The 21,795-nt window shown below is 52.6% G+C and carries 23 protein-coding genes; 21 read left to right on the forward strand and 2 right to left on the reverse strand.

What is annotated here, in order from left to right; all coding sequences use genetic code 11:
* Positions 1-166: 166 nt before the first annotated feature.
* The 7 genes from KNP67_RS00975 to mnhG are packed head-to-tail and all read left to right on the forward strand — an operon-like array spanning position 167 to position 5,973.
* The gene (locus tag KNP67_RS00975; RefSeq protein WP_131471060.1) at positions 167-2,605 is read left to right on the forward strand and encodes a Na+/H+ antiporter subunit A; all 2,439 of its coding nucleotides are present in this window, start codon (positions 167-169) and stop codon (positions 2,603-2,605) included.
* On the forward strand, positions 2,589-3,029 hold the full coding sequence (locus tag KNP67_RS00980; RefSeq protein ID WP_131471061.1) for a Na(+)/H(+) antiporter subunit B: 441 nt from the start codon (positions 2,589-2,591) through the stop codon (positions 3,027-3,029). Before KNP67_RS00975 ends, KNP67_RS00980 begins: the two co-directional genes overlap by 17 nt.
* Positions 3,029-3,370, forward strand: coding sequence for a Na(+)/H(+) antiporter subunit C (locus KNP67_RS00985; protein ID WP_131471062.1), 342 nt, complete (start codon positions 3,029-3,031; stop codon positions 3,368-3,370). Before KNP67_RS00980 ends, KNP67_RS00985 begins: the two co-directional genes overlap by 1 nt.
* Positions 3,363-4,847: a Na+/H+ antiporter subunit D gene (locus KNP67_RS00990; RefSeq protein ID WP_131471063.1), complete on the forward strand. Its 1,485-nt coding sequence runs from the start codon at positions 3,363-3,365 to the stop codon at positions 4,845-4,847. The genes KNP67_RS00985 and KNP67_RS00990 overlap by 8 nt, the downstream gene beginning before the upstream one ends.
* 7 nt (positions 4,848-4,854) lie before the next feature.
* Complete coding sequence (locus KNP67_RS00995; RefSeq protein WP_131471064.1) at positions 4,855-5,340, forward strand: Na+/H+ antiporter subunit E; 486 nt, start codon at positions 4,855-4,857, stop codon at positions 5,338-5,340.
* Positions 5,337-5,636, forward strand: coding sequence for a Na(+)/H(+) antiporter subunit F1 (locus tag KNP67_RS01000; RefSeq protein WP_131471065.1), 300 nt, complete (start codon positions 5,337-5,339; stop codon positions 5,634-5,636). Before KNP67_RS00995 ends, KNP67_RS01000 begins: the two co-directional genes overlap by 4 nt.
* Positions 5,614-5,973 (forward strand): monovalent cation/H(+) antiporter subunit G, encoded by a 360-nt coding sequence (mnhG, locus tag KNP67_RS01005; RefSeq protein WP_214755725.1) that lies wholly within the window; start codon positions 5,614-5,616, stop codon positions 5,971-5,973. Before KNP67_RS01000 ends, mnhG begins: the two co-directional genes overlap by 23 nt.
* 108 nt (positions 5,974-6,081) lie before the next feature.
* On the opposite strand, the gene KNP67_RS01010 is transcribed toward mnhG, so the two are convergent.
* Positions 6,082-7,395 carry a dihydrolipoyl dehydrogenase family protein gene (locus KNP67_RS01010; protein WP_214755726.1) on the reverse strand — a complete coding sequence of 438 codons (1,314 nt, stop codon included), beginning with the start codon at positions 7,393-7,395 and terminating at the stop codon, positions 6,082-6,084.
* A 72-nt stretch (positions 7,396-7,467) separates the two neighbouring features.
* Between KNP67_RS01010 and uvrC the strand changes: the two genes are divergently transcribed.
* Positions 7,468-9,252, forward strand: coding sequence for an excinuclease ABC subunit UvrC (uvrC, locus tag KNP67_RS01015; RefSeq protein WP_029595863.1), 1,785 nt, complete (start codon positions 7,468-7,470; stop codon positions 9,250-9,252).
* Positions 9,249-10,055 (forward strand): aminoglycoside adenylyltransferase domain-containing protein, encoded by an 807-nt coding sequence (locus tag KNP67_RS01020; protein ID WP_214755727.1) that lies wholly within the window; start codon positions 9,249-9,251, stop codon positions 10,053-10,055. The genes uvrC and KNP67_RS01020 overlap by 4 nt, the downstream gene beginning before the upstream one ends.
* Positions 10,056-10,103: 48 nt before the next feature.
* On the opposite strand, the gene KNP67_RS01025 is transcribed toward KNP67_RS01020, so the two are convergent.
* Entirely contained in the window at positions 10,104-10,496 is a 393-nt protein-coding gene (locus tag KNP67_RS01025; protein WP_242678873.1) for a YslB family protein, read from the reverse strand.
* A gap of 223 nt (positions 10,497-10,719) precedes the next feature.
* On the opposite strand from KNP67_RS01025, the gene KNP67_RS01030 reads away from it, so the two are divergent.
* The 12 genes from KNP67_RS01030 to clpX all read left to right on the forward strand — a co-directional run bounded on the left by KNP67_RS01030 (position 10,720) and on the right by clpX (position 21,769).
* Positions 10,720-11,337: a succinate dehydrogenase cytochrome b558 subunit gene (locus KNP67_RS01030; RefSeq protein WP_021066834.1), complete on the forward strand. Its 618-nt coding sequence runs from the start codon at positions 10,720-10,722 to the stop codon at positions 11,335-11,337.
* Positions 11,338-11,352: 15 nt separating this feature from the next.
* Positions 11,353-13,110 carry a succinate dehydrogenase flavoprotein subunit gene (gene sdhA / locus KNP67_RS01035; protein ID WP_131471070.1) on the forward strand — a complete coding sequence of 586 codons (1,758 nt, stop codon included), beginning with the start codon at positions 11,353-11,355 and terminating at the stop codon, positions 13,108-13,110.
* An 8-nt stretch (positions 13,111-13,118) separates the two neighbouring features.
* On the forward strand, positions 13,119-13,907 hold the full coding sequence (sdhB, locus tag KNP67_RS01040) for a succinate dehydrogenase iron-sulfur subunit (protein ID WP_207391685.1): 789 nt from the start codon (positions 13,119-13,121) through the stop codon (positions 13,905-13,907).
* 9 nt (positions 13,908-13,916) lie between these two features.
* Positions 13,917-14,357: an acyl-CoA thioesterase gene (locus tag KNP67_RS01045; RefSeq protein ID WP_131471072.1), complete on the forward strand. Its 441-nt coding sequence runs from the start codon at positions 13,917-13,919 to the stop codon at positions 14,355-14,357.
* A 71-nt stretch (positions 14,358-14,428) separates the two neighbouring features.
* Positions 14,429-14,692 carry a phosphocarrier protein HPr gene (locus tag KNP67_RS01050; RefSeq protein WP_021066838.1) on the forward strand — a complete coding sequence of 88 codons (264 nt, stop codon included), beginning with the start codon at positions 14,429-14,431 and terminating at the stop codon, positions 14,690-14,692.
* Between the two features lie 116 nt (positions 14,693-14,808).
* Positions 14,809-15,615, forward strand: coding sequence for a glutamate racemase (racE, locus tag KNP67_RS01055; RefSeq protein ID WP_031200117.1), 807 nt, complete (start codon positions 14,809-14,811; stop codon positions 15,613-15,615).
* A complete protein-coding gene (gene rph, locus KNP67_RS01060; protein WP_131471073.1) occupies positions 15,608-16,357 on the forward strand; it encodes a ribonuclease PH in 750 nt (249 codons plus the stop codon). The genes racE and rph overlap by 8 nt, the downstream gene beginning before the upstream one ends.
* Positions 16,354-16,944 carry an XTP/dITP diphosphatase gene (locus KNP67_RS01065; protein WP_131471074.1) on the forward strand — a complete coding sequence of 197 codons (591 nt, stop codon included), beginning with the start codon at positions 16,354-16,356 and terminating at the stop codon, positions 16,942-16,944. The genes rph and KNP67_RS01065 overlap by 4 nt, the downstream gene beginning before the upstream one ends.
* Before the next feature lie 5 nt (positions 16,945-16,949).
* A complete protein-coding gene (locus KNP67_RS01070) occupies positions 16,950-17,462 on the forward strand; it encodes a metallophosphoesterase family protein (protein ID WP_131471075.1) in 513 nt (170 codons plus the stop codon).
* Positions 17,463-18,003: 541 nt separating this feature from the next.
* Positions 18,004-18,909: a hypothetical protein gene (locus tag KNP67_RS01075; protein WP_131471076.1), complete on the forward strand. Its 906-nt coding sequence runs from the start codon at positions 18,004-18,006 to the stop codon at positions 18,907-18,909.
* Positions 18,910-18,997: 88 nt separating this feature from the next.
* Positions 18,998-20,290: a trigger factor gene (gene tig, locus KNP67_RS01080; RefSeq protein ID WP_021066844.1), complete on the forward strand. Its 1,293-nt coding sequence runs from the start codon at positions 18,998-19,000 to the stop codon at positions 20,288-20,290.
* Between the two features lie 210 nt (positions 20,291-20,500).
* Complete coding sequence (gene clpX / locus KNP67_RS01085) at positions 20,501-21,769, forward strand: ATP-dependent protease ATP-binding subunit ClpX (protein ID WP_021066845.1); 1,269 nt, start codon at positions 20,501-20,503, stop codon at positions 21,767-21,769.
* The last annotated feature ends 26 nt before the right edge of the window (positions 21,770-21,795 follow it).

Here is a 21,795-nt window from a genome sequence, read left to right on the forward strand (position 1 = left end):
TTTTAAAATGATTTAGAATTGTGAATAAACGGGGAAGTTTTTATCATGGCTAAGAACGGAAAATTTACGTTATACTCATGTAGAGACGTGATGTAGTCAGATGAACCTACTTTTAGGTTCACCTTGTTACAGCACTTGTACGACTCTGTTCGAAGGAGGAATTTTCTTGTCGGTGTTACATCTCGCAATTTTATTGCCGCTTCTGGCGGCGCCGTTTATCCCGTTTCTGTTTCGGGCTTTGAAACGAATACATACGGGTTGGTTTGTGTTGGTCGTGCCAACGCTGTTGTTCGTGTACTTTTTCCGTTTTATCAGCGTCACGAGTGACGGGGGTGTCGTAACTGAAACGGTACGATGGATGCCATCGCTCGGCATCAACTTCACGGCGTATGTGGACGGTCTCGGTCTTTTATTCGCGCTCCTCATTACGGGGATTGGAGCGCTTGTTGTCTTGTATTCAATTTATTACTTGAACAAAGACAAAGAATCGCTCGGTCATTTTTACGTCTACTTGCTCCTCTTCATGGGCGCGATGCTTGGTGTCGTTCTATCTGACAACATGGTCGTCATGTACATGTTCTGGGAATTGACATCAATTTCGTCATTCCTGTTGATCGGGTATTGGTATGAAAAAGAGCGTTCCCGTTACGGGGCGCGCAAATCGATGCTCATCACTGTTTTCGGTGGGCTGTCGATGCTCGGTGGGATCGTGGTTCTCGAGTCGATCGTCGGCTCGTTCAGTATCCGTGACATGGTTGCAAACCAGGCGTTGATTGCGGAGAGTCCTTTCTTTATCGCAGCGATGATTCTCATCTTGCTCGGCGCCTTCACGAAGTCGGCGCAATTCCCGTTCCACATCTGGTTGCCGGACGCGATGGAAGCACCGACCCCGGTCAGTGCATATCTCCATTCGGCGACGATGGTCAAGGCCGGTCTCTATCTCGTTGCACGGATGAGCCCGGTGTTCCAAGAGTCACCGATCTGGCTCTGGACGATTGCAGCGGTCGGGACGTTCACGTTGTTCTGGGGTTCATTCAACGCGGTCAAACAGACCGATTTGAAAGGAATCCTCGCCTTCTCGACCATCAGTCAACTCGGACTCATCATGTCGCTCCTCGGCCTTGGTGCCGCGGCGCTTCATTATGACGGTATGGATGATAACATCTATATGGTCGCGACGATCGCGGCAATCTTCCACTTGATCAACCACGCGACGTTCAAAGGGTCTCTGTTCATGATGGTCGGGATTGTCGACCATGAGACGGGGACACGTGATATTCGCAAACTCGGCGGTCTCATGACCGTCATGCCGATCACGTTCACGATTGCCGTCATCGGTTCGTTGTCGATGGCAGGGTTACCGCCATTTAACGGCTTCCTCAGTAAAGAGATGTTTTTGAAGGCGACGACGAAGGTGTTCTCGATGGACTTCTTCGCGCTCGATACAATTGGTATCTTGATTCCGGTCGTCGCGTTCATCGCGAGCGTGTTCACATTCATCTACAGTTTGATCATCTTCACACGGACGTTCATGGGCAAAGCCCAATTCGACAAGTTGCCGAAACAGCCGCACGAGGCCCCGATTGGGATGCTGATTCCGCCGGCGATTCTCGCCATCCTCGTCGTCGTGCTCGGTTTCGTGCCGAACGTGTTGTCGAACTCGCTCATCAAGCCGGCCGTCGAGTCAATCTATCCGACGCTCGTCGCGAGCGGTCAAGATGTGAAGGTCGATATTTACTTCTGGCACGGATTGACACCTGAACTTTATATGACGATCGGGGTCATCTTGCTCGGGACGCTCATGTTCTTCACGATCAACAAGTGGATGGGAATCTATAATCGGATCCCACACCGCATGACGCTCAATGGCATGTATGACGGGTCGCTCGTCTGGTCGAATAACGCGGCGTACCGCTTTAAAGACAACTATATGACCGGTTTCATCCGCTCGTACTTGATTTACATTTTCGTCTTCATGTCGGGGATGCTCTTGTTCTCGATGTGGTGGTACGACTTGTTCAACTTCTCGTTCGGCGAGTTGGCCGAGATTGCGCCATATGAATATGTGCTTGGTGCCGTCATTGTATTGAGTGCTCTCGCAATTCTGTTCATGCGCTCACGCCTCCCGGCCATCATCTTGCTTGGTGTCGTCGGATATAGCGTTGCGTTGTTCTTCGTCTTCTTCGAAGCGCCGGACCTCGCGCTTACCCAGCTTGTTATCGAAACGGTGTCGGTTGCGTTGTTCCTGCTCGTGTTTTACCACATGCCTGACATCAGCAAGAAAGAAGCCCGGATGCGCTTCAAAGTCGGCAACGCCATCGTGTCTGTCCTTGTTGGGGTTACGGTCATGATGCTTAGTTTCATGACATTGTCGAATAGATCACTTAGCTCGATTTCGGAATACTATAAAGAAAACGTATACGATTTGGCTGCCGGTAAGAACATGGTCAACGTCGTCCTTGTTGACTTCCGTGGCTTTGATACGTTGTTCGAGATTATCGTCCTCGCGATTGCTGGTCTCGGTATTTATACGATGATTAAGTTTAGAACGACCGTACAACGCACGAAAGGAGACGATGCAAATGGACATGAAGCCAAAAAGTAATAAACGTGTCAATGACGTCATTTTACAGACGGCAGCGGTGATTATTTTCTTCATCATTATCGTCTTCTCGATTCACTTGTTCTTCTCGGGTCACTACTCACCAGGCGGTGGTTTCATCGGAGGTTTGATGACAGCAGCGGCACTCGTGCTCCTGCTCCTCGCCTTCGACTCGAAGACACTTGCCACAGTGTTGCCATTCGATTATCGACGCATGACGGCACTGGGGGCGCTCATCGCCGTATTGACCGCGATGCATTCGATTTTCTTTAACTTGCCGTTTTTAACGCACGCCTACGATAAATTCGATTTGCCATTGCTCGGTGAAGAGACACTCCATACAGCGATTGCGTTTGACCTTGGGGTCTACTTAGTCGTCATCGGTGTCACGATGACCATCATTCAAACGATTGGAGAGAGTGAATAATGGAAATCTTCGTTAGCATCATTATCGGTGCCTTGACGATGTGTGCAGTCTATATGATTCTCTCAAAGAGTTTGTTGCGCATCATCATCGGTACGGCATTGTTTAGTCACGCCGCTCACTTGCTCGTCTTGACGATGGCAGGATTGAAGACAGGCGCCGCACCTGTCCTTGTAGACGGCGTGACCGATTATACCGACCCGTTACCGCAGGCGCTCGTTCTTACGGCGATCGTCATCAGTTTCGGGGTGACCGCGTTCTTCTTGGTACTTGCTTACCGCGCCTATCAAGAGCTGAGCACGGATAATATGGAGGAAATGAAAGGAACGGAATCGAATGATTAACTTACCTGTGTTTCCGATTGTCATCCCTGCGCTTGCGGCAATCATCATGATGTTCCTGCCAAAGAACGTTCGCCTTCAACGCGGCATGGCACTCGGGTCAATTGTTATCACGTTACTTGTATCACTTTTATTGGTGCATACCGTATCACAAGAGGGCATTCTGACCCTCAATCTCGGGAATTGGCCGGCGCCGTTCTCGATAACCCTCGTATCGGACATGTTATCGGCGTTGCTTGTCACGACATCGACGCTACTCACACTCTTCATTGTCTGGTTCGCCGTCCATTACTTCTCGGTCGCTTATGAGGAGAATTACGTGTACGTGGCGATGCTGTTTTTACTTGTCGGTGTCAATGGGGCGTTCACGACAGGTGATATCTTCAACTTGTTTGTCTTCTTTGAAGTGTTCTTGATTTCGTCATACGTCTTGATCGTCCTCGGCGGCAAAGGTGTCCAGCTACGCGAGTCGATTAAATACTTGCTCGTCAACGTGATCGCTTCGGCGCTGTTCGTCATGGCGGTCGCCTATCTATACGGTGCGGTCGGGACACTAAGTCTAGCGGACCTTGCTCAGAAGATTCCGCTTGTCGACAACCCGAACGTGATCTCGGTCATTGGGGTTATGTTCATCATCGTCTTCGGATTGAAAGGTGCGCTCGTGCCGCTCCATTACTGGTTACCGGGATCGTACGTCGTCGCTCCGACACCAATTCTCGCTTTGTTTGGTGCACTTCTGACCAAAGTTGGGGTCTACTCGATTCTTCGGACGTATACGCTCCTCTTCGACGTGAACGGTACGTTCTTGCAGACTTTTTTAATCGTCCTTGCCGTGCTCACAATCATCACAGGGATGGTTGGGGCAATCGCTTATAATGACGTGAAGCTCATCATCATCTACAACATTATGATTGCCGTCGGGGTAATTCTGTATGGGATTGCAATCAATACGCAGACATCACTCGAGGGTGCGCTCTACTACTTGATTCACGATATGATGATCAAAGCGGTGCTGTTTATGCTCGTCGGGATAATGATTGGCATTACTCGCTCCGGTCAGCTTCGCGATATGGGAGGATTGATCACACGCTTCCCGTTGTTCGGCTGGGCGTTCTTCATCGCAGCGCTCTCGCTTGCCGGGATTCCACCGCTCAGTGGCTTCTTCGGAAAGCTTCTCATCATTCAAGGTGGTGTCGGGGAAGGGGACTTGTTCGGACCGATTCTCGTCCTCATCTCGAGCCTGTTCGTCTTGTTCTCGGTCATCAAGATTTTCTTGTACGGCTTTTGGGGAGAAGAACGCAAGCATTATGACGGACCGCTCGTCCCATATACGAGCCGACTGCTCGTCCCGGTATGCCTGTTGCTTGCTGTGGCGGTCGCATACGGTTTCGGAGCCGAGCTGATGCATCCGTATATTACCCAGGCAATCGAACCGCTCACACAACCAGAACTTTACATCGATGCCGTACTAAAGGAGTGACAACGAGATGGCCTATCAAATCTTAATCAACTTTTTCTTGGCGTTCATCTGGATGTTCCTCACGGGATCGTTCACGACGTACGGTTTTCTCATCGGGTATTTGCTCGGTTTGCTCGTCATCTTCATGATGCGCCGCTTTTTCCGGGAGTCCGGTACCAATTTTTATTTTACACGCGTCATCAAGCTCGTGAAGTTGTTGCTCATTTTCTCGCGCGAGCTCGTCATGGCGAACTTTGAGGTGTTGCGCCTCGTCTTGAGTCCGAAACTTGAAATTCAGCCTGGTATTTTCCGATACGAGACGTCGCTCAAGTCGGGCTGGAAAATCAGCCTCTTGTCGATGCTCATCTCGTTGACACCAGGGACACTCGTCGTCCAAGTATCGCAAGACAATAAGATCCTCTATATCCATGCTCTTCATATGCCGGATAAAGAGGCGCTCAAGCAGGACATATATGATAACTTCGAATCAAGCATTAAGGAGGCGACGGAATGATGCATTGGTTAGACGTTTTGATTTATATCTCACTTGCCATCCTTCTCATCGCGATGCTGTTCATGTTGTATCGGGTTGTGAAAGGGCCGACGACACCAGACCGCGTCATCGCCCTCGACTCGATCGGGATTGCCCTCATCTCCGTCGTTGCGCTCTTGTCGATTTTACTGGACACGACGATGTTCTTTGAGGTCATCCTCTTGCTCAGTATTCTTGCCTTCATCGGGACAGTGGCGTTCTCGAAATATCTAGAGAGAGGAGCGATTATCCATCATGACCGCGACAATGATCTTTGATATATTGACCGGTGTATTTACAATCATCGGGGTGTTCTTCACTGTCGTGGCGGCAATCGGCCTCCTCCGGTTGCCTGACATCTACTCGCGAACTCACGCGGCGTCGAAGTCGGCAACACTCGGTGTCATGTTCGTCCTGTTCGCGGCGGTGCTCCATGTCTGGGTCGACCAGCGTGTCTTCGATGCCCGTCTCTTACTTGGATTGTTTTTCGTCTTGTTGACGGCACCCGTCGGTGGTCATTTGATTGCACGGGCGGCACATGCGAAAGGCGTACCGCTCTGGAAAGACTCGCTTCAGGACGCGTTGAAAGAAGATAAGGATAAAGGATTGGAATGATAAAAAAGACTCGCTGCGGCGAGTCTTTTTTATGTGTGACAATCGGCTGTGCAGAACCGTTCATATTGTGAGCTCCTCTAAGTTGATTGTCGTATGTTGGAGAAAACGTTAAATTAAATAGCTCAAGTCGGACGCGGACGTCGGATAGGCGAACTCCAAGTGTTTGACGTGTTGATGGGTGATATTGTTTTGTATAATGAACGAGAACAAGTTGATCAGTTCCGGCGCGTGTTGCCCGATCAAGTGGGCCCCGAGCACGTGTCCGTCCTTGCTGAGCAAGATGCGGGAGAACGCCGTCGTGTCGTTGATGCGCTCATACGTGAGGAAATGGGACAAGTCGTTGTCTTTACACTCGTAGTCGATGCCTTGCGCCTTGGCCTCGTCGACCGTCAGCCCGACCTTGGCAATCGGTGGTGTCGTGAAGACGACCGTCGGGGCGGGGCGCTCGGGGAGCGGACGCGTGTTGTTGCGGAGCAGGTTGAGCGCGGCGATGCGACCTTCCTGTCCGGCGAACGGGGTGAGGGCCGGGTTACGGCTCTTGGCGACGTCTCCGGCCGCATAGACGTTCGGATTCGTCGTCTGGAGAAACTCGTTGACCAAGACGCCGCCGTGGTCGGACTCGATGCTGGCCGCATCCAAGCGAAGTCGCTCGATGCTCGGAATCCGCCCGGTGGCGTTAAGTACGAGCCCTTCAAGGGTAGAGTCATCTGATAGTGTCACGACGTCGCCATTGATGTCGACCGGTTCGATTCCATAGCGGACATCGATCCCGATTTGAATCGTCTCATCGACAAGCCGTTTGACGACTTTACGGTCGAATGGCTTCAGCGCCCGCGACCGGACGAGGAGCGTCACGTCACATCCGAACCGGCGCAGAATATGGGCGAACTCGAAGGCGATATAACCGGCTCCGACGATGATGACGTGTTGCGGTAACACCTCAAGGTCGAAGACGTCGTTGCTCGTGATGGCAGCGTCTCCGCCGGGAATGTCGAGTGGACGCGGAATTTGCCCCGATGCGATCAAGAATTGATGCGCCGAAATTTCATGTCCTCCGATGACAATCGAGTCTTCATCGATGAAATGTGGTTCGCCTTCGAACAAATCGATGCCGTGTTCTTGCCAATGATGCATCTTCGTCGTCGGGACGGCAAAACGGTATTCGTCGACACGATGTTTGAAGGCGTGCCAGTCGAGCTTGAGTTCGCCGGTCACACCGAGCGGTTTCATCCGTTCGGCCCGGGCAATCAGGTTGGCTCCTTCCGCGAGCATTTTTTTCGGGTCACACCCGCGCTGCGGACATGTCCCGCCGAACGTCCAATTCTCGACAATCGCAATTTGTTTACCGGCGTCACGTAACACGCTGGCGGCCTGGCTCGCTGCCGAGCCGCTGCCGATGATGATGACATCGTACCGTTTCATTCAAAAACCCTCCCTCTGAGACTTCATCAATTTTTTCCCGTCTGGAAGGAACCTAAACTGAGGTGATCGAATTTGAGTCATTCTGACCACATTAAACATAAATTGGCGCTCCTCCCGGATGAGCCCGGCTGTTACTTGCATAAGAACGAGTACGGCGAAATCATTTACGTCGGGAAAGCGAAAAATCTGAAAAACCGGGTCCGGTCGTATTTCACCGGGGCGCACGACATCAAGACGATGCGGCTCGTGGCCGAGATTCGCGATTTCGAATATATCGTCACGGCGAGCGAACTCGAGGCACTCCTGCTCGAGATGACGCTCATCAAAAAGCACGACCCGAAATATAACATCCGCTTGAAGGACGACAAGTCGTACCCGTATATCAAAATCACGAACGAGCCGTATCCGCGACTACTCACGACGCGGAAGCTGAAACGGGACGGCGGCTTCTATTTCGGTCCGTATCCGAACGCCTACGCCGCCAACGAGACGAAGCGGTTGCTCGACAAGCTGTATCCGCTCCGGAAATGCCAACCGATGCCGCGCAAGCTCTGTCTGTATTACCACATCGGCCAGTGCCTCGGACCGTGTGAGCTTGCCATCGACACGGACGAGCAAAAAGAGATCGTCCAAGAGATTCGACGCTTCTTGAACGGGGAGACGAGCGAGACGCTCGCCAAACTTCAAGTCGACATGGGACAGGCTGCCGAAGACATGCAGTTCGAACGCGCCGCCGAGCTCCGTGACCAAATCCGGGCCGTCGAATCGATTATGAACAAACAGAACATGATTACGGCCGACCCAACAGCACGCGACGTCTTTGGCTACACACTCGACCGCGGCTGGATGTGCGTCCAAGTGTTCTATATGCGGGGCGGCAAGATGATCGAGCGCGACGTATCCCTGTTCCCACTTCATGGGGAACCGTCCGAGGAGCTCGAGAGTTTTATCGTCCAGTTCTACGAGCAGAACGTCTTGCCGAAGGAAGTGCTCGTCCCTGAGATCGTCCGCATCGATCTGTTGAACGAGGCGATCGGCACGAAAGTGATGCAGCCGAAACGAGGGGCGAAGCGACAGTTGCTCGACTTGGCGACGAAAAATGCAGGCATCGCCTTGAACGAAAAGTTCGAGTTACTCGCCCGCGACGAAGAGCGGACGCTCCTCGCCATGCGTGAGCTCGGTGAGGCGATCGGTATCCCAAACTTGTCGCGCGTCGACATCATCGACAACGCCAACATCCAAGGGGCGGACGCCGTCTCGGCGCTCGTCGTCTTCGAGGATGGCAAGCCGCTCAAGAAGGAATACCGGAAATACAAGATTCGTACCGTCCAAGGACCGGACGACTATGAGACGATGCGAGAGGTCGTGCGCCGTCGGTTCCGCCGTCTGTTGACGGAAGAGAAACGTCTGCCGGACCTGTTATTGATTGACGGGGGAATCGGGCAATTGAACGCCGCCCTCGATGTGCTGCAAAACGAGTTCGGGCTCGACTTGCCCGTCGGCTCGTTGAAGAAAGATGACCGTCACCGGACGAGCCAGCTCTTGTTTGGGGAAGGCGGCGGGGTCGTCGAATTGAATTCACGCTCGAGCGCGTTCTATTTGCTGCAACGTATGCAAGACGAGGTCCACCGCTTCGCCATCACGTTCCACCGCAGCCTGCGGACGAAGAAGATGACGAAGTCGGTGCTCGACGATATCCCGGGCGTCGGACCGAAGCGGCGTCAGCAGTTGATTCGTCATTTCGGGTCGATGAAGCAGATCCGTCTCGCCTCGCTCGAACAGTTGAAAGAAGCGGGTCTGCCGGAGAAGTTGGCCGAGACCGTAATCCAATACGTCCATGAGGAGACCGATGAATGAACCGAGACGCATTAGCCGATTTTCCAGACGAGACATCCCCTTTTATCGAACAGTTTATTCGTGGACTTAGTGACGTGACGGACGCGATTCGACATGCATACGTGCACGGGTCTTTGACGATGGGAGGCTTTCATCCGCGACAGAGCGACGTCGATTTACTGTTCGTGAGCGACCAAGACCTGTCGGACGAGGAACGGCTCGGTTTGATGCGACTGTGCCTGGAGACTTCGACGCAGCCTTATCCGCTCGAGCTGACCGTGCTGACGGAACGAGCGTTACAAGAATGGGTCCATCCGAGTCCGTTCGAGTTTCATTATAGTGAGCAATGGCGCATGCGGTTAGAAGAAATGTCAATCGATGAACTGCTCCATGAGCAACGCGGAATGACGGATCCGGATTTGGCCGCCCATCTTAAAGTCATTATGGAGCGGGGCCGTGTCTTGTTCGGGGCTCCGCTGCATGAGTTGTTGCTCGGGTTTGAGGATGGACATTACCGAGAAGCAATCAAGGGCGACGCGTTGGATTGCTTCAGCTCGCTCGAGAATCATCCCGTGTATAGCGTACTGAATCTCGTGCGGGTGATGGCCTATGAGATAGATGGACGTGTGCTCGCCAAACGAGAAGTGCTCGATTGGGCAAAGCGACAACCGATTCCGCCCGATCTCCTGCATGTCATTCAAAAAGCGGTAGCGGCGTATGCGGGCGAAGACATGACGTTCTCAAGGTCGGAGCTCATCGAGTTTCATTTCTTCGCCCATGAGCGCCTCTTCCCGCATGAAGAGATGGATGAGTTAGAGGATTAACTCAAAAAGAAAGAGCCGATGCGGTGTAAAAATCGCATCGGCTCTTCGTCATTCATACGTATCTTTTCGGTCTAGTTGGACGGTGATGTGGACGGCCTCGCGCGTCACGTCGGCATATCCTTCGGCGACGCATTGGAAACGACCCGCAATCTGTTCGGCTAAGAAGCCAGCCTCGAGCTGGAAGTAGCCCGTCGCCTTCTCTTGGGTTGCGGGTGGGGGCGTGAGCTCGAACAAGAATTTATTTCCTTTTTCTTTCAACAGCGTCAAATCTCCCCAGCCGGCCTCACTAAAGAAGGCGCTCAGTTCCTCATTGGGCATGACCGGGAACTTGCGTGCGACCCGTTTACCCGACCAATAGATGACTTGGGCGTAATCGTCCCCAAGCAAATCCGTCAACACATAATCGCGCAACAGTTCGATCGCGAAAGTGGGTTGGCTCATCGTTTCCATCTTCTTCCATCACTCCAATCTCTCTATACCATTATAACGACGAATCGGCTTTTGGTCACCGGGTATTTTGCAAAAGAATGTGTCACAAATCGGTCAGGTTGTCTTGTCATACAAAATTCACAAGAGTAGAATAGGAGACAGAAAGCTATATTTACATTTGAAAACGCTTTTATTTACAAAACGAGCCAAGGGCTCGTACAAAGGGGGAACTAGAATGGCTTCGCAGCGTGACTATTTCAGTCGTAAAGTCCATTCGCTACTTGGGGTCATCCCAATCGGCCTGTTTTTGATCGTCCACTTGTCGGTCAACTACTATATCGTCGATGGGGTGGAGTCGTTTAACAAGGCAGCAAAATTCATGGAGAGCTTACCGTACTTGTACTTCCTTGAAGTCACCATCATCGCTTTGCCGATGATTTTCCACGGCGTGTATGGCGTGTATTATGCGTTTCTCGGTTCGATTAACACGAATCGTTACTCATACGCGCGTAACTGGATGTACATGCTCCAACGATTCACGGGCGTCTTCCTCGTCATCTTCATCGCATGGCACGTTTGGGAAACGCGCTTGGCGAAGTTGCGTGGCGTTGAAGTGAATGCGGAGATGATGCAAAACATCGTCGACAATCCGCTCATGCTTATCTTCTACATAGTCGGGATCCTCTCGGCTACGTTCCACTTCGCGAACGGTCTCTGGTCGTTTGCCATCACGTGGGGGATCACACAGTCGCCTCGTTCACAGCGCTTCATGAGCTACGTCTCAGGCGCGGTCTTCTTGGCACTATCTTTTGTCGGCATCCGTTCAATCTTGACGTTCGCTGGCATCTTGTAATAGGGGGAAAAGTACATGGCAAATCAAAGTTTGATCGTCATCGGTGGCGGTCTAGCTGGACTCATGGCGACAATCAAGTCGGCTGAGATGGGTGTTCCGGTAAAACTATTCTCGCTTGTACCGGTCAAGCGTTCACATTCAGTTTGTGCACAAGGCGGCATCAACGGTGCCGTCAACACGAAAGGGGAAGGGGATTCTCCTTGGCAACACTTCGATGATACGGTCTATGGGGGCGACTTCCTCGCCAACCAACCGCCAGTCCAAAAGATGGCGGAAGCGGCACCGAAAATCATCCACATGTTCGACCGGATGGGCGTCATGTTCAACCGGACGCCGGAAGGTCTTCTCGACTTCCGACGTTTCGGCGGCACGCTCCATCACCGCACGGCTTACGCCGGTGCGACGACAGGGCAACAGCTTCTTTACGCACTAGACGAGCAGGTCCGTCGCTATGAGGCGCAAGGGCTCGTCGAGAAGTATGAAGGCTGGGAGTTCCTCCGGGCCATCATCGATGAATCAGGCGTATGCCGTGGTGCGGTCTGTCAGGATTTACGCTCGATGGAAATTAAAGCGTTCCCATCGGATGCGGTCATCCTTGCGACAGGTGGCCCAGGAGTCATCTTCGGTAAATCGACGAACTCGGTCATCAACACCGGCCAAGCGGCTGGAGCGGTTTACCGTCAAGGCGCGGTCTACGCGAACGGCGAGTTCATCCAAATCCACCCGACGGCGATCCCAGGGGACGACAAGCTTCGTCTCATGAGTGAGTCAGCACGTGGTGAAGGCGGACGTGTATGGACGTATAAAGACGGCAAACCATGGTACTTCCTTGAAGAGAAGTATCCGGCCTACGGAAACCTCGTGCCGCGTGATATCGCGACGCGTGAGATCTTCGACGTCTGCGTCAACCAGAAGCTCGGCGTCAACGGCGAGAACATGGTGTACCTCGACTTGTCGCATAAAGACTCGAAAGAGCTCGACATCAAACTCGGCGGTATCCTCGAGATTTACGAGAAGTTCGTCGGCGACGACCCGCGGAAAGTCCCGATGAAGATTTTCCCGGCCGTTCACTATTCGATGGGCGGACTCTGGGTCGATTACGACCAAATGACGAACATCCCAGGGCTATTCGCTGCCGGTGAGTGCGATTACTCGATGCACGGTGCCAACCGTCTCGGTGCCAACTCGCTCCTCTCGGCTGTATACGGCGGGATGGAAGCCGGTCCTGCGGCCGTTCATTACATGCGCGGTCTCGACCAAGCGACAGAGAGCGTGCCAGAAGCACTCTTCAACTTCAACGAACGTGAAGAAATCGAGCGGTTCAACGACATCCTCGCGATGGAAGGTACGGAAAACGCGTATCAAATCCACCGTGAGCTCGGCGAACTCATGACCGACAACGTCACGGTCGTTCGTTACAACGATAAGCTCGAAGCGACGGATCTCAAACTCCGTGAACTTCGTGAACGCTATAACAACATCTCCGCGACCGATACGGCCCGCTGGAGCAACCAAGGGGCATCGTTCATCCGACAGCTCGACCACATGCTCGACCTCGCACGCGTCATCACACTCGGCGCCTTGAAACGCGATGAGAGCCGTGGGGCTCATTACAAACCGGACTTCCCGGAACGTGATGACGAGCGCTTCATGAAGACGACGATGGCACGTTATAACAATGGGGAAGTCGATATCTCGTATGAAGAGATCGACGTTTCGTTAATCCCGCCACGTAAACGGGATTACTCGAAGAAAGGGGCGAAGACGAAATGACGACGCCGATGCAAGCAGATCAAAAAGACATTCGTTTTATCATTGAACGCCAGGACGGGCCGGATCAACCGACCTATACGGAAGAGTTTACCGTCCCGTACCGTCCGAATATGAACGTCATCTCGGCACTGATGGAAATCCGCCGGAACCCGGTCAACGCGAACGGGGACAAGACGACACCAATCAACTGGGACATGAACTGTCTCGAGGAAGTGTGTGGCGCTTGTTCGATGATCATCAACGGCAAGCCGCGCCAATCGTGTACGGCACTCGTCGATAAACTCGAGCAGCCGATCCGTCTTGCTCCGATGAAGACGTTCCCGGTCGTCCGTGACCTTCAAGTCGACCGTCAGCGCATGTTCGACGCGTTGAAAAAAGTGAAGGCTTGGGTTCCGATTGACGGGACGTACGATCTCGGACCAGGACCACGGATGCCAGAGAACAAGCGTCAATGGGCGTATGAACTATCGAAATGTATGACGTGCGGTGTCTGCCTCGAGGCATGCCCGAACGTCAACGACAAATCGAGCTTCATCGGACCGGCCGCCATCTCGCAAGTCCGTCTCTTCAACTCGCATCCGACCGGCGCCTTCCATGCGGAAGAACGTTTGGAAGCGCTCATGGAAGACGGTGGCCTCGCACAGTGCGGAAACGCACAAAACTGTGTCGAAGTTTGTCCGAAAGGCATTCCGCTCACGACGTCTATCGCTGCGATGAACCGTCAGACGACGCTTCACTCGTTCAAATCGTTCTTCGGTAGCGATAAAGGCCGCACCGGTTCTGCGGTTGAGGCGTAAGGGATCCGGATGACGAAGTACTTCCGGGAAGCCGATTGGGAAACACGTGTCAGAGCAGGGGTCGCGCTAGATGTCAAAGTCCGATTTTCGGAGTGCGACCCGTACGGCCATATGAATAACACGATTCCGTTCATCTATTTTGAGGATGCGCGCATCGAGTTGCTTGAAGCGACTGGGTTCTCGTTGAAAGATGGGTTCGTCGTCGTGGCGGACGCTCAGTGTGACTATGTCCGCCAGGTGATGCCGCGCCAACCGATCAAGGTGTATGCCAATGTCTTGACGGTCGGAAACACTTCATGTGATATTCATTACGGGGCATATGATGGAGAACAGCTCATGTTCGCGGGGCGCACGAGCCTCGTGCACTTGTCGAAATCCGGTCGTCCGACCGAATGGACTCCAGAATATAAAAATCGCTTGCAGAATTTTTGCGAATCCGCTATCATTTGATAATGAGTTCACAAACAATTATTTTGCAGGTCCGCCTGTAGAATTGAAATTTGAAGGGAGACTATCACGTCATGGAAAAAACGTTCACAGTCGTTGCAGATTCAGGAATTCACGCTCGTCCAGCTACACAGTTGGTTAACACAGCTTCTAAGTTCCAATCAGATATCAACCTTGAGTACAACGGTAAGACAGTAAACCTCAAGTCAATCATGGGTGTTCTTTCACTCGGAATCGCTAAAGATTCTACAATCAAAATCACTGCAGCTGGTGACGATGCAGAAGAAGCGGTTAACACGCTTTCTGACATGCTCACAAGCGAAGGTCTTGCTCAGTAATTGAGCGACGGACGAGGCGGCCAATCGGCTACCTCGTCTTTTTTGTTTGTCACGAGACCGTTTCTTTTTCAGAATCGGCTTTTTTGGTAAGATAGATGGGAATGGAAGTGATGATCATGAAACGAGCGATTGGAGTACTCGATTCAGGAGTTGGCGGCTTGACGGTGGTCAAAGAACTGATGCGCCAACTACCGAAAGAAGAAATTATCTATATCGGCGACACGGAACGGTGCCCGTATGGCCCGCGCCCGCACGATGAGATTGAAGCCTATACGTGGGAACTGATTGAGTTCCTGTTAAGCAAGAACGTGAAGATGATCGTCATCGCCTGCAACACGGCGACAGCAGTCGTCTTGAAAGAGGCGCGCAAACGCCTCAACATCCCGGTCATCGGTGTCATCGACCCGGGAGCCCGCGCGGCCGTCAAAGGGACGCGCAATAAACATATCGGCGTCATCGGTACGAAGATGACGATCGAGAGCAACTCGTACGAGACGGCGCTCCGGCACGTGGCCGGCGAGATTGATGTGTACTCGCTCGCCTGTCCGCCGTTCGTCCCGCTCGTCGAAGCCGGCGAACTCGACGGGGAACGCGTCCGCGCAATCGTTGCCGAGACGATTCGGCCGCTCCAATCTTCCGAGATGGATACGCTCATCCTCGGGTGCACGCACTATCCGTTGCTCGCGCCGGTCATTCAAGACGTCGTCGGACCGGACGTCCACTTGATTTCGTCCGGTGACGAGACGGCGCTCGAAGTGGCGGCCATCCTGGACTTCAAAGAGCTCGAGAACGACCTCGACACGGTCCCGGCGCACCAGTTTTATGCGACGGGGGACGTCGTCATCTTTGACCGGCTCGCGACAGAGTGGCTCGGTCAGCCCGTGAGAGCGGAGAAAGTAGAGGTGTCCGGTGTCGATGCGTAACGAACGAAAACAGGACGAGCTCCGGCCCGTCGAAATCGTTCCTCATGTGAACAAGCATGCGGAAGGATCGGTCCTCATCTCGATTGGGGACACGAAAGTCATCTGTACGGCGACGGTCGAAGAACGCGTCCCGAACTTTTTGCGCGGCAAGAAGCAAGGCTGGATTAACGCCGAGTACGCCATGCTTCCACGCGCGACCGGCAACCGTACGGTACGTGAGTCGGTTCGCGGGAAACAGTCGGGCCGGACTATGGAGATTCAGCGTCTCATTTCCCGGTCGCTCCGCTCGGTCGTCGATTTGGAACGGCTCGGCGAACGGACGATTTGGATTGACTGTGACGTCATCCAAGCGGACGGGGGCACGCGCACGGCCTCGATCACCGGCGGTTTCTGCGCCCTCGTCCTCGCGGTCGATGCGCTCATCCGTCAAGGCAAGCTTGACGACACGCCGATTAAAGAAGGCGTCGCGGCCATCTCGGTCGGACGGACCGACGAATTGCTCCTTGACTTGAACTACGAAGAAGACGCCGCGGCTGAGGTCGACATGAACGTCGTCATGACGGCGAGCGGACGTTTCGTCGAAGTGCAGGGCACGGGGGAAGAGGCGACGTTCACGTTGCTCGAGATGAACGAGATGCTCCAGATGGCCCAGAGCGGGATCGAGACGCTGTTCAAGGCGGCTGAAGACGCGCTCGGTGCCTCATGGTGGTATGTCGGGGAACAATTGGAGGAGACAACATGAAGTTGATTATTGCGACACATAACGCAGGAAAAGTGAAAGAGTTGGAGGCGATGTTGACGCCGCTCGGCTTCGAGGTCGAGTCATTGCTCGACTATCCGGACGCGCCGGAGACGGACGAGACGGGCACGACGTTCGAAGCGAACGCCGAACTGAAAGCGAAGGAAGCGGCCCGTTACTTCGGCCATGCCGTCCTCGCTGACGACTCGGGGCTTGAAGTCGACGCGCTCGACGGGGCACCGGGTGTCCATTCGGCCCGCTTCGCCGGACCTGAAAAATCGGACGCGGCGAACAACGCCCTCTTGCTCGAGAAGTTGAACGGGGCGACCGACCGGACGGCACGCTTTATCTGTGCCCTCTGTCTGGCCAAACCATCAGGGGAGACGTTGACGGTACGCGGTACGATTGAAGGGACGATCGGCTACGCGCCGCACGGGGAGAACGGCTTCGGTTACGACCCGCTCTTCATCGTCCCGTCGCTCCATAAGACGGCAGCAGAACTTGAACGCGACGAAAAGGCGGCGGTCAGTCACCGCGGTCAAGCACTACGAAAGTTAGAGGCAGAAATCATTCCGTTCATGAAAGGGTGACCCGTATGCGTTTTCTCGTAGTCAGTGACAGTCACGGATTGACAGAAGAACTATCGATCATCTTTAATCGGCACGAACAAGAAATTGACGACGCGTATCATTGTGGCGACTCGCAACTCGCGCTCGTCGACGAGCACCTACTCCCGTATCACACGGTGCGCGGCAATTGCGACTTCGGTGGCGACTTGCCGCTCGAGCGAATCGAGGAGACGGCTGAAGGCACGATTCTTATCGTCCACGGCCATCACCACGACGTGAAGTACGACTTGAACCGGTTGCGTTATCGGGCCGAAGAGGTCGGGGCGAACGTCGTGTTGTTCGGCCATTCGCACGTCGCCGGAGCGTTGATTGAGGACGGGGTGCTCTATGTGAACCCGGGCTCGATTCGGATGCCGCGCGGACGGAGTGACAAGACGTATGTACTGATGGATCTCGAGAACGGGCAGGCCAACGTCCGCTTTTATCGGTCTGAGGACGGTTCAGTCGTCGAGGATCTCGATGTGAGCGGAAAGCTGTGACGGAATGAAAAGAAGGAATTGACAGCAAACCATTTTTCTATTATAGTTTTCTTGTCAATGTCCCAATAGCTCAGCTGGATAGAGCAACGCCCTTCAAGACAAATAGGAGCCTTTATAGGGAAACAGAAACCTATGGAGTGGACGACACTATATCGGTGAAGCCTTAACAGATCATGCTGATGGTAATACCGAGGAAACTTATTTCCTTTCGGGGACAAGATGGTTCGAAGGACTAAAGGTCATCCTTTAGAGGTAGAGCCATTGAAGGAGCACCTTGCTCGTGAGGTTCCGTAGAGACTACACGTGTCGCACCTGAAATGGTGAAGATATAGTCCAGACTACAAACAACACACGTTGGTGGCGAAAGCCATGGTGGTAAGCTAAGGCGTCGGTCGGGGGTTCGAATCCCTCTTGGGACACTTCCATTTAAAATAGAGATAGCCTCCACGGAGGTTGTCTCTTTTTTCGTTTTTCGGGGTATTGATTGACAACGAATCGATTCCTAACGGAAGATGGAGATGAATGGAAAGGGTGTGGAGAGATGGCAAAAGAGAAAGCGTACCCGTTTCCTGGGAACTGGTCGCGGCTTCAGAAGATGATTCAAGAGGCGGACACGGCCGGAGAACGGCAACGGGTCGAACCGATTCTGTGGGATTGGTATGAGGCAGTGCCCGGTGATCCCTTTGTTTTCATGGAACTATTCCAATGTCTGATGGAACGTCCGGAAGAACCGGAGACGCTTGAGAAACTCGAAGAACTCGTCACGACTCAGATGACGGTCGCAGAAGAACCTGCAGCCGGCGGGCTTCAAATCGCCCAGTATTACATCATGCGTGACCAACCGTTCGAGGCGGCCCATTGGATCAATCTCTATCTCGAATGGCAAGAGAAGACCGATCACGTCAACACACAAGCACATCAAGTACTGCAAGTGTTGAAGTTGACCGAGTTCCCGGCCGCGATTGCTAAAGTGAAGCGAATCCTTCATCGAGGCGGAATCGGCGAACAGATCGAGACGCTTGAACACGTCCATTTCAATATCGACGATGTCCTCGACAACGTCTTGAAAGAGCTCCTCGTCGCGGAACGTCCAAAGTTGATGAAGTTGATCGTGCTCCAAAAAGCGTTCGACGAGTTGTCGGTCATCGAATGGACCGATCTCGGGACACGGCACCGATTGACGCAAGACGAGGCGACCGTGCATACGCAAGCGTGGGAAGCGATGACCAATCAATTGCAGCGGGTCGTGTACGGTGACGAGATTGCGACACAACTGCTTATGAATTACATGTACACGCACTACCCGTTCACACCACGAGAAGCGTCTGACGTGGAGGTGGCGCTCGGACAGGCGAAAACGGCCATCTTGCAACACGAAGAAACTGACGGCCTAGCAGCGGAAATCCTCGAGGCGGACATGCGTTTCACCGAGGCGTTTCTAGACTAAATCCTTGTGTGCAGTCGCCGGATTTATGTTATAATACGGATTGTTGTACATTCTTGTACGTATAAACGAATTGTTGGAGGGACTTAGCATGACAGCAAAATGGGAAAAAACATCAGGTAGCCAAGGCGTACTCACGTACGAAGCACCTGCAGAAGCTTTTGATAAAGCAGTCGACGCCGCATTCAAAGATGTCGTCAAAACTTTGAACGTGCCTGGCTTCCGTAAAGGGAAATTGCCACGCCCAATGTTCAACAAAATGTACGGAGAAGAAGCACTCTATCAAGATGCGCTCGATATCCTCTACCGTGACACAGTTCAAGGTGCGGTCGAAGAAGCTGGTTTCGAACCAATCGCTCTCGAAAACATCGATGTAGACGGCACGCTCGAAAAAGGCAAACCTGTAACGTTCAAAGTAACGTTCGTCGTTGAGCCAGAAGCTGAGCTTGGCGAATACAAAGGTCTCGAGTACGAAGCTGTTGAAACAACAGTCACTGACGAAGAAGTTGCAGCTGAACTTGACGCGCTTCAACAGCAAGGCGCAGAGCTTGCTGTCAAAGAAGGCGCAATCGAAAACGGCGATACAGCTGTCTTTGATTTCGCAGGTTTCGCTGACGGAGAGCAATTCGAAGGCGGCACGGCTGAAAACTACACGCTCGAAATCGGTTCAGGCCAATTCATCCCTGGATTCGAAGAGCAAATGGTCGGCTTGACGGCTGGCGAAGAAAAAGACGTTGAAGTAACATTCCCTGAAGAGTACCACGCTGATAACTTGGCGGGTAAACCAGCGACATTCAAAGTCAAACTTCACGAAGTCAAAGCGAAGCAAGTTCCTGAGCTCGACGACGAGTTCGCAAAAGACATCGACGAGTCAGTTTCATCACTCGACGAGTTGAAAGCGAAAATCCGTGAGCGTTTAGAAACTGCGAAGAAACAAGAAGCGGAAGGCACAATGCGCGACCAACTCGTCGAGCAAGCAACAGCTAACGCAACAATCGACGTACCTGCAGTACTCGTTGACCAAGAAGTAGATCGCATGGTTCAAGAGTTCGGCACACGTGTTTCTTCACAAGGAATCGACCTCGACATGTACTTCCAGCTTACTGGAACGACTGAAGAAGCGATGCGCGAAGAGATGAAAGAGCAAGCTGAAGAGCGCGTTAAAGCTCGTCTCGTCTTGAAAGCAATCGCTGAGAAAGAAGCGATCGAAGTGTCTGACGAAGATGCTGAGAAAGAACTCGAAGAAATGTCTAAACTTTACAACATCGCACCGGATCAACTCCGCACGATGCTCGCGCCACAAGGCGGAATCGAGACACTTAAAGGTGACCTCAAATTCCGTAAAGCGATCGACGTTCTCGTTGAAAACGGGAAAGCGAAGTAATCGGATGACAGAAGGACGGCTGCCTAGCAGTCGTCCTTTTTTTCGTCACGACACTTTGCATGTGTTTATCTTTGATGAAGTGATTTGTTCATGCTACAATTATTGCAACGCAGAGATGTAAATGTCTTTTCACGGTGCATGCGCACCTGGGAATACAAATAGGCGATTTATCGCACTTACATCCATTTTCATTTAGAAGGGGTGTACCGAATGTTCAAATTTAACGAGGAAAAGGGGCAACTCAAGTGCTCGTTTTGCGGAAAATCGCAAGAACAAGTCCGTAAATTAGTCGCCGGTCCTGGCGTATACATTTGTGACGAATGTATCGAACTTTGCAATGAAATCGTTGAGGAAGAGCTCGGTGTGGAGGAAGAAGTTGAATTTAAAGACATTCCAAAACCACAAGAGATTCGTAACATCCTAGACGATTATGTCATTGGTCAAGACCGCGCCAAACGTGCGCTTTCAGTAGCTGTCTATAACCACTATAAACGCATCAACGCCGGTGGCCGTTCGGATGATGTCGAACTTTCGAAGTCGAACATCGTCATGATCGGACCAACTGGTAGCGGTAAGACGCTTCTCGCTCAGACGATGGCTCGCGTCTTGAACGTCCCGTTCGCAATCGCGGACGCGACGAGCTTGACAGAAGCCGGTTACGTCGGGGAAGACGTCGAGAACATCTTGCTCAAGTTGATTCAATCGGCTGACTATGATGTCGAGAAGGCTGAAAAAGGAATCATCTATATCGATGAAATTGATAAGATTGCCCGTAAGTCGGAAAACCCATCGATCACGCGTGACGTTTCGGGTGAAGGCGTTCAGCAGGCACTTCTTAAAATCTTGGAAGGGACGGTCGCAAGCGTACCGCCGCAAGGTGGACGTAAGCATCCGCATCAAGAGTTTATCCAAATCGATACGACGAACATCTTGTTCATCGTCGGCGGCGCGTTCGCTGGCATCGAAGCGGTCGTTAAACGCCGCATCGGGAAGAAAGTCATCGGCTTTGGGAACGACCAAGAAAACCGCGAGTTGACGCAAGAAGACTTGCTCGCCCGCGCGCTTCCGGAAGACCTTCAGAAATTCGGATTGATTCCTGAATTCATCGGTCGTTTACCGGTTATGGCGACGCTCACGACGCTTGACGAGGAAGCACTCGTCGAAATCTTGACGAAGCCGAAGAATGCTCTCGTTCGTCAGTACGAGAAAATGCTCGAACTCGACGATGTCGAACTCTCGTTCACAGACGAGGCGTTGGTTGAAATCGCCAAACTTGCGATCAAACGTAAGACAGGCGCACGCGGTCTCCGCTCGATTATCGAAGAAATGATGCTCGATGTGATGTTCACTGTCCCATCGCGCGACGATATCGAGAAAGTCATCATCACGGATGAAACGATTACGGGTCTTGCCGGTCCGAAATACGTACTTCGCGATGGTACTGTCGAACAGACAGGCGACAATAAAGAGACAGCATAATTTTGAACGAAAAAGGCTCAAACACT

This window comes from Exiguobacterium sp. s157, assembly GCF_018618205.1.
Taxonomy (GTDB): Bacteria; Bacillota; Bacilli; order Exiguobacteriales; family Exiguobacteriaceae; genus Exiguobacterium; species Exiguobacterium chiriqhucha.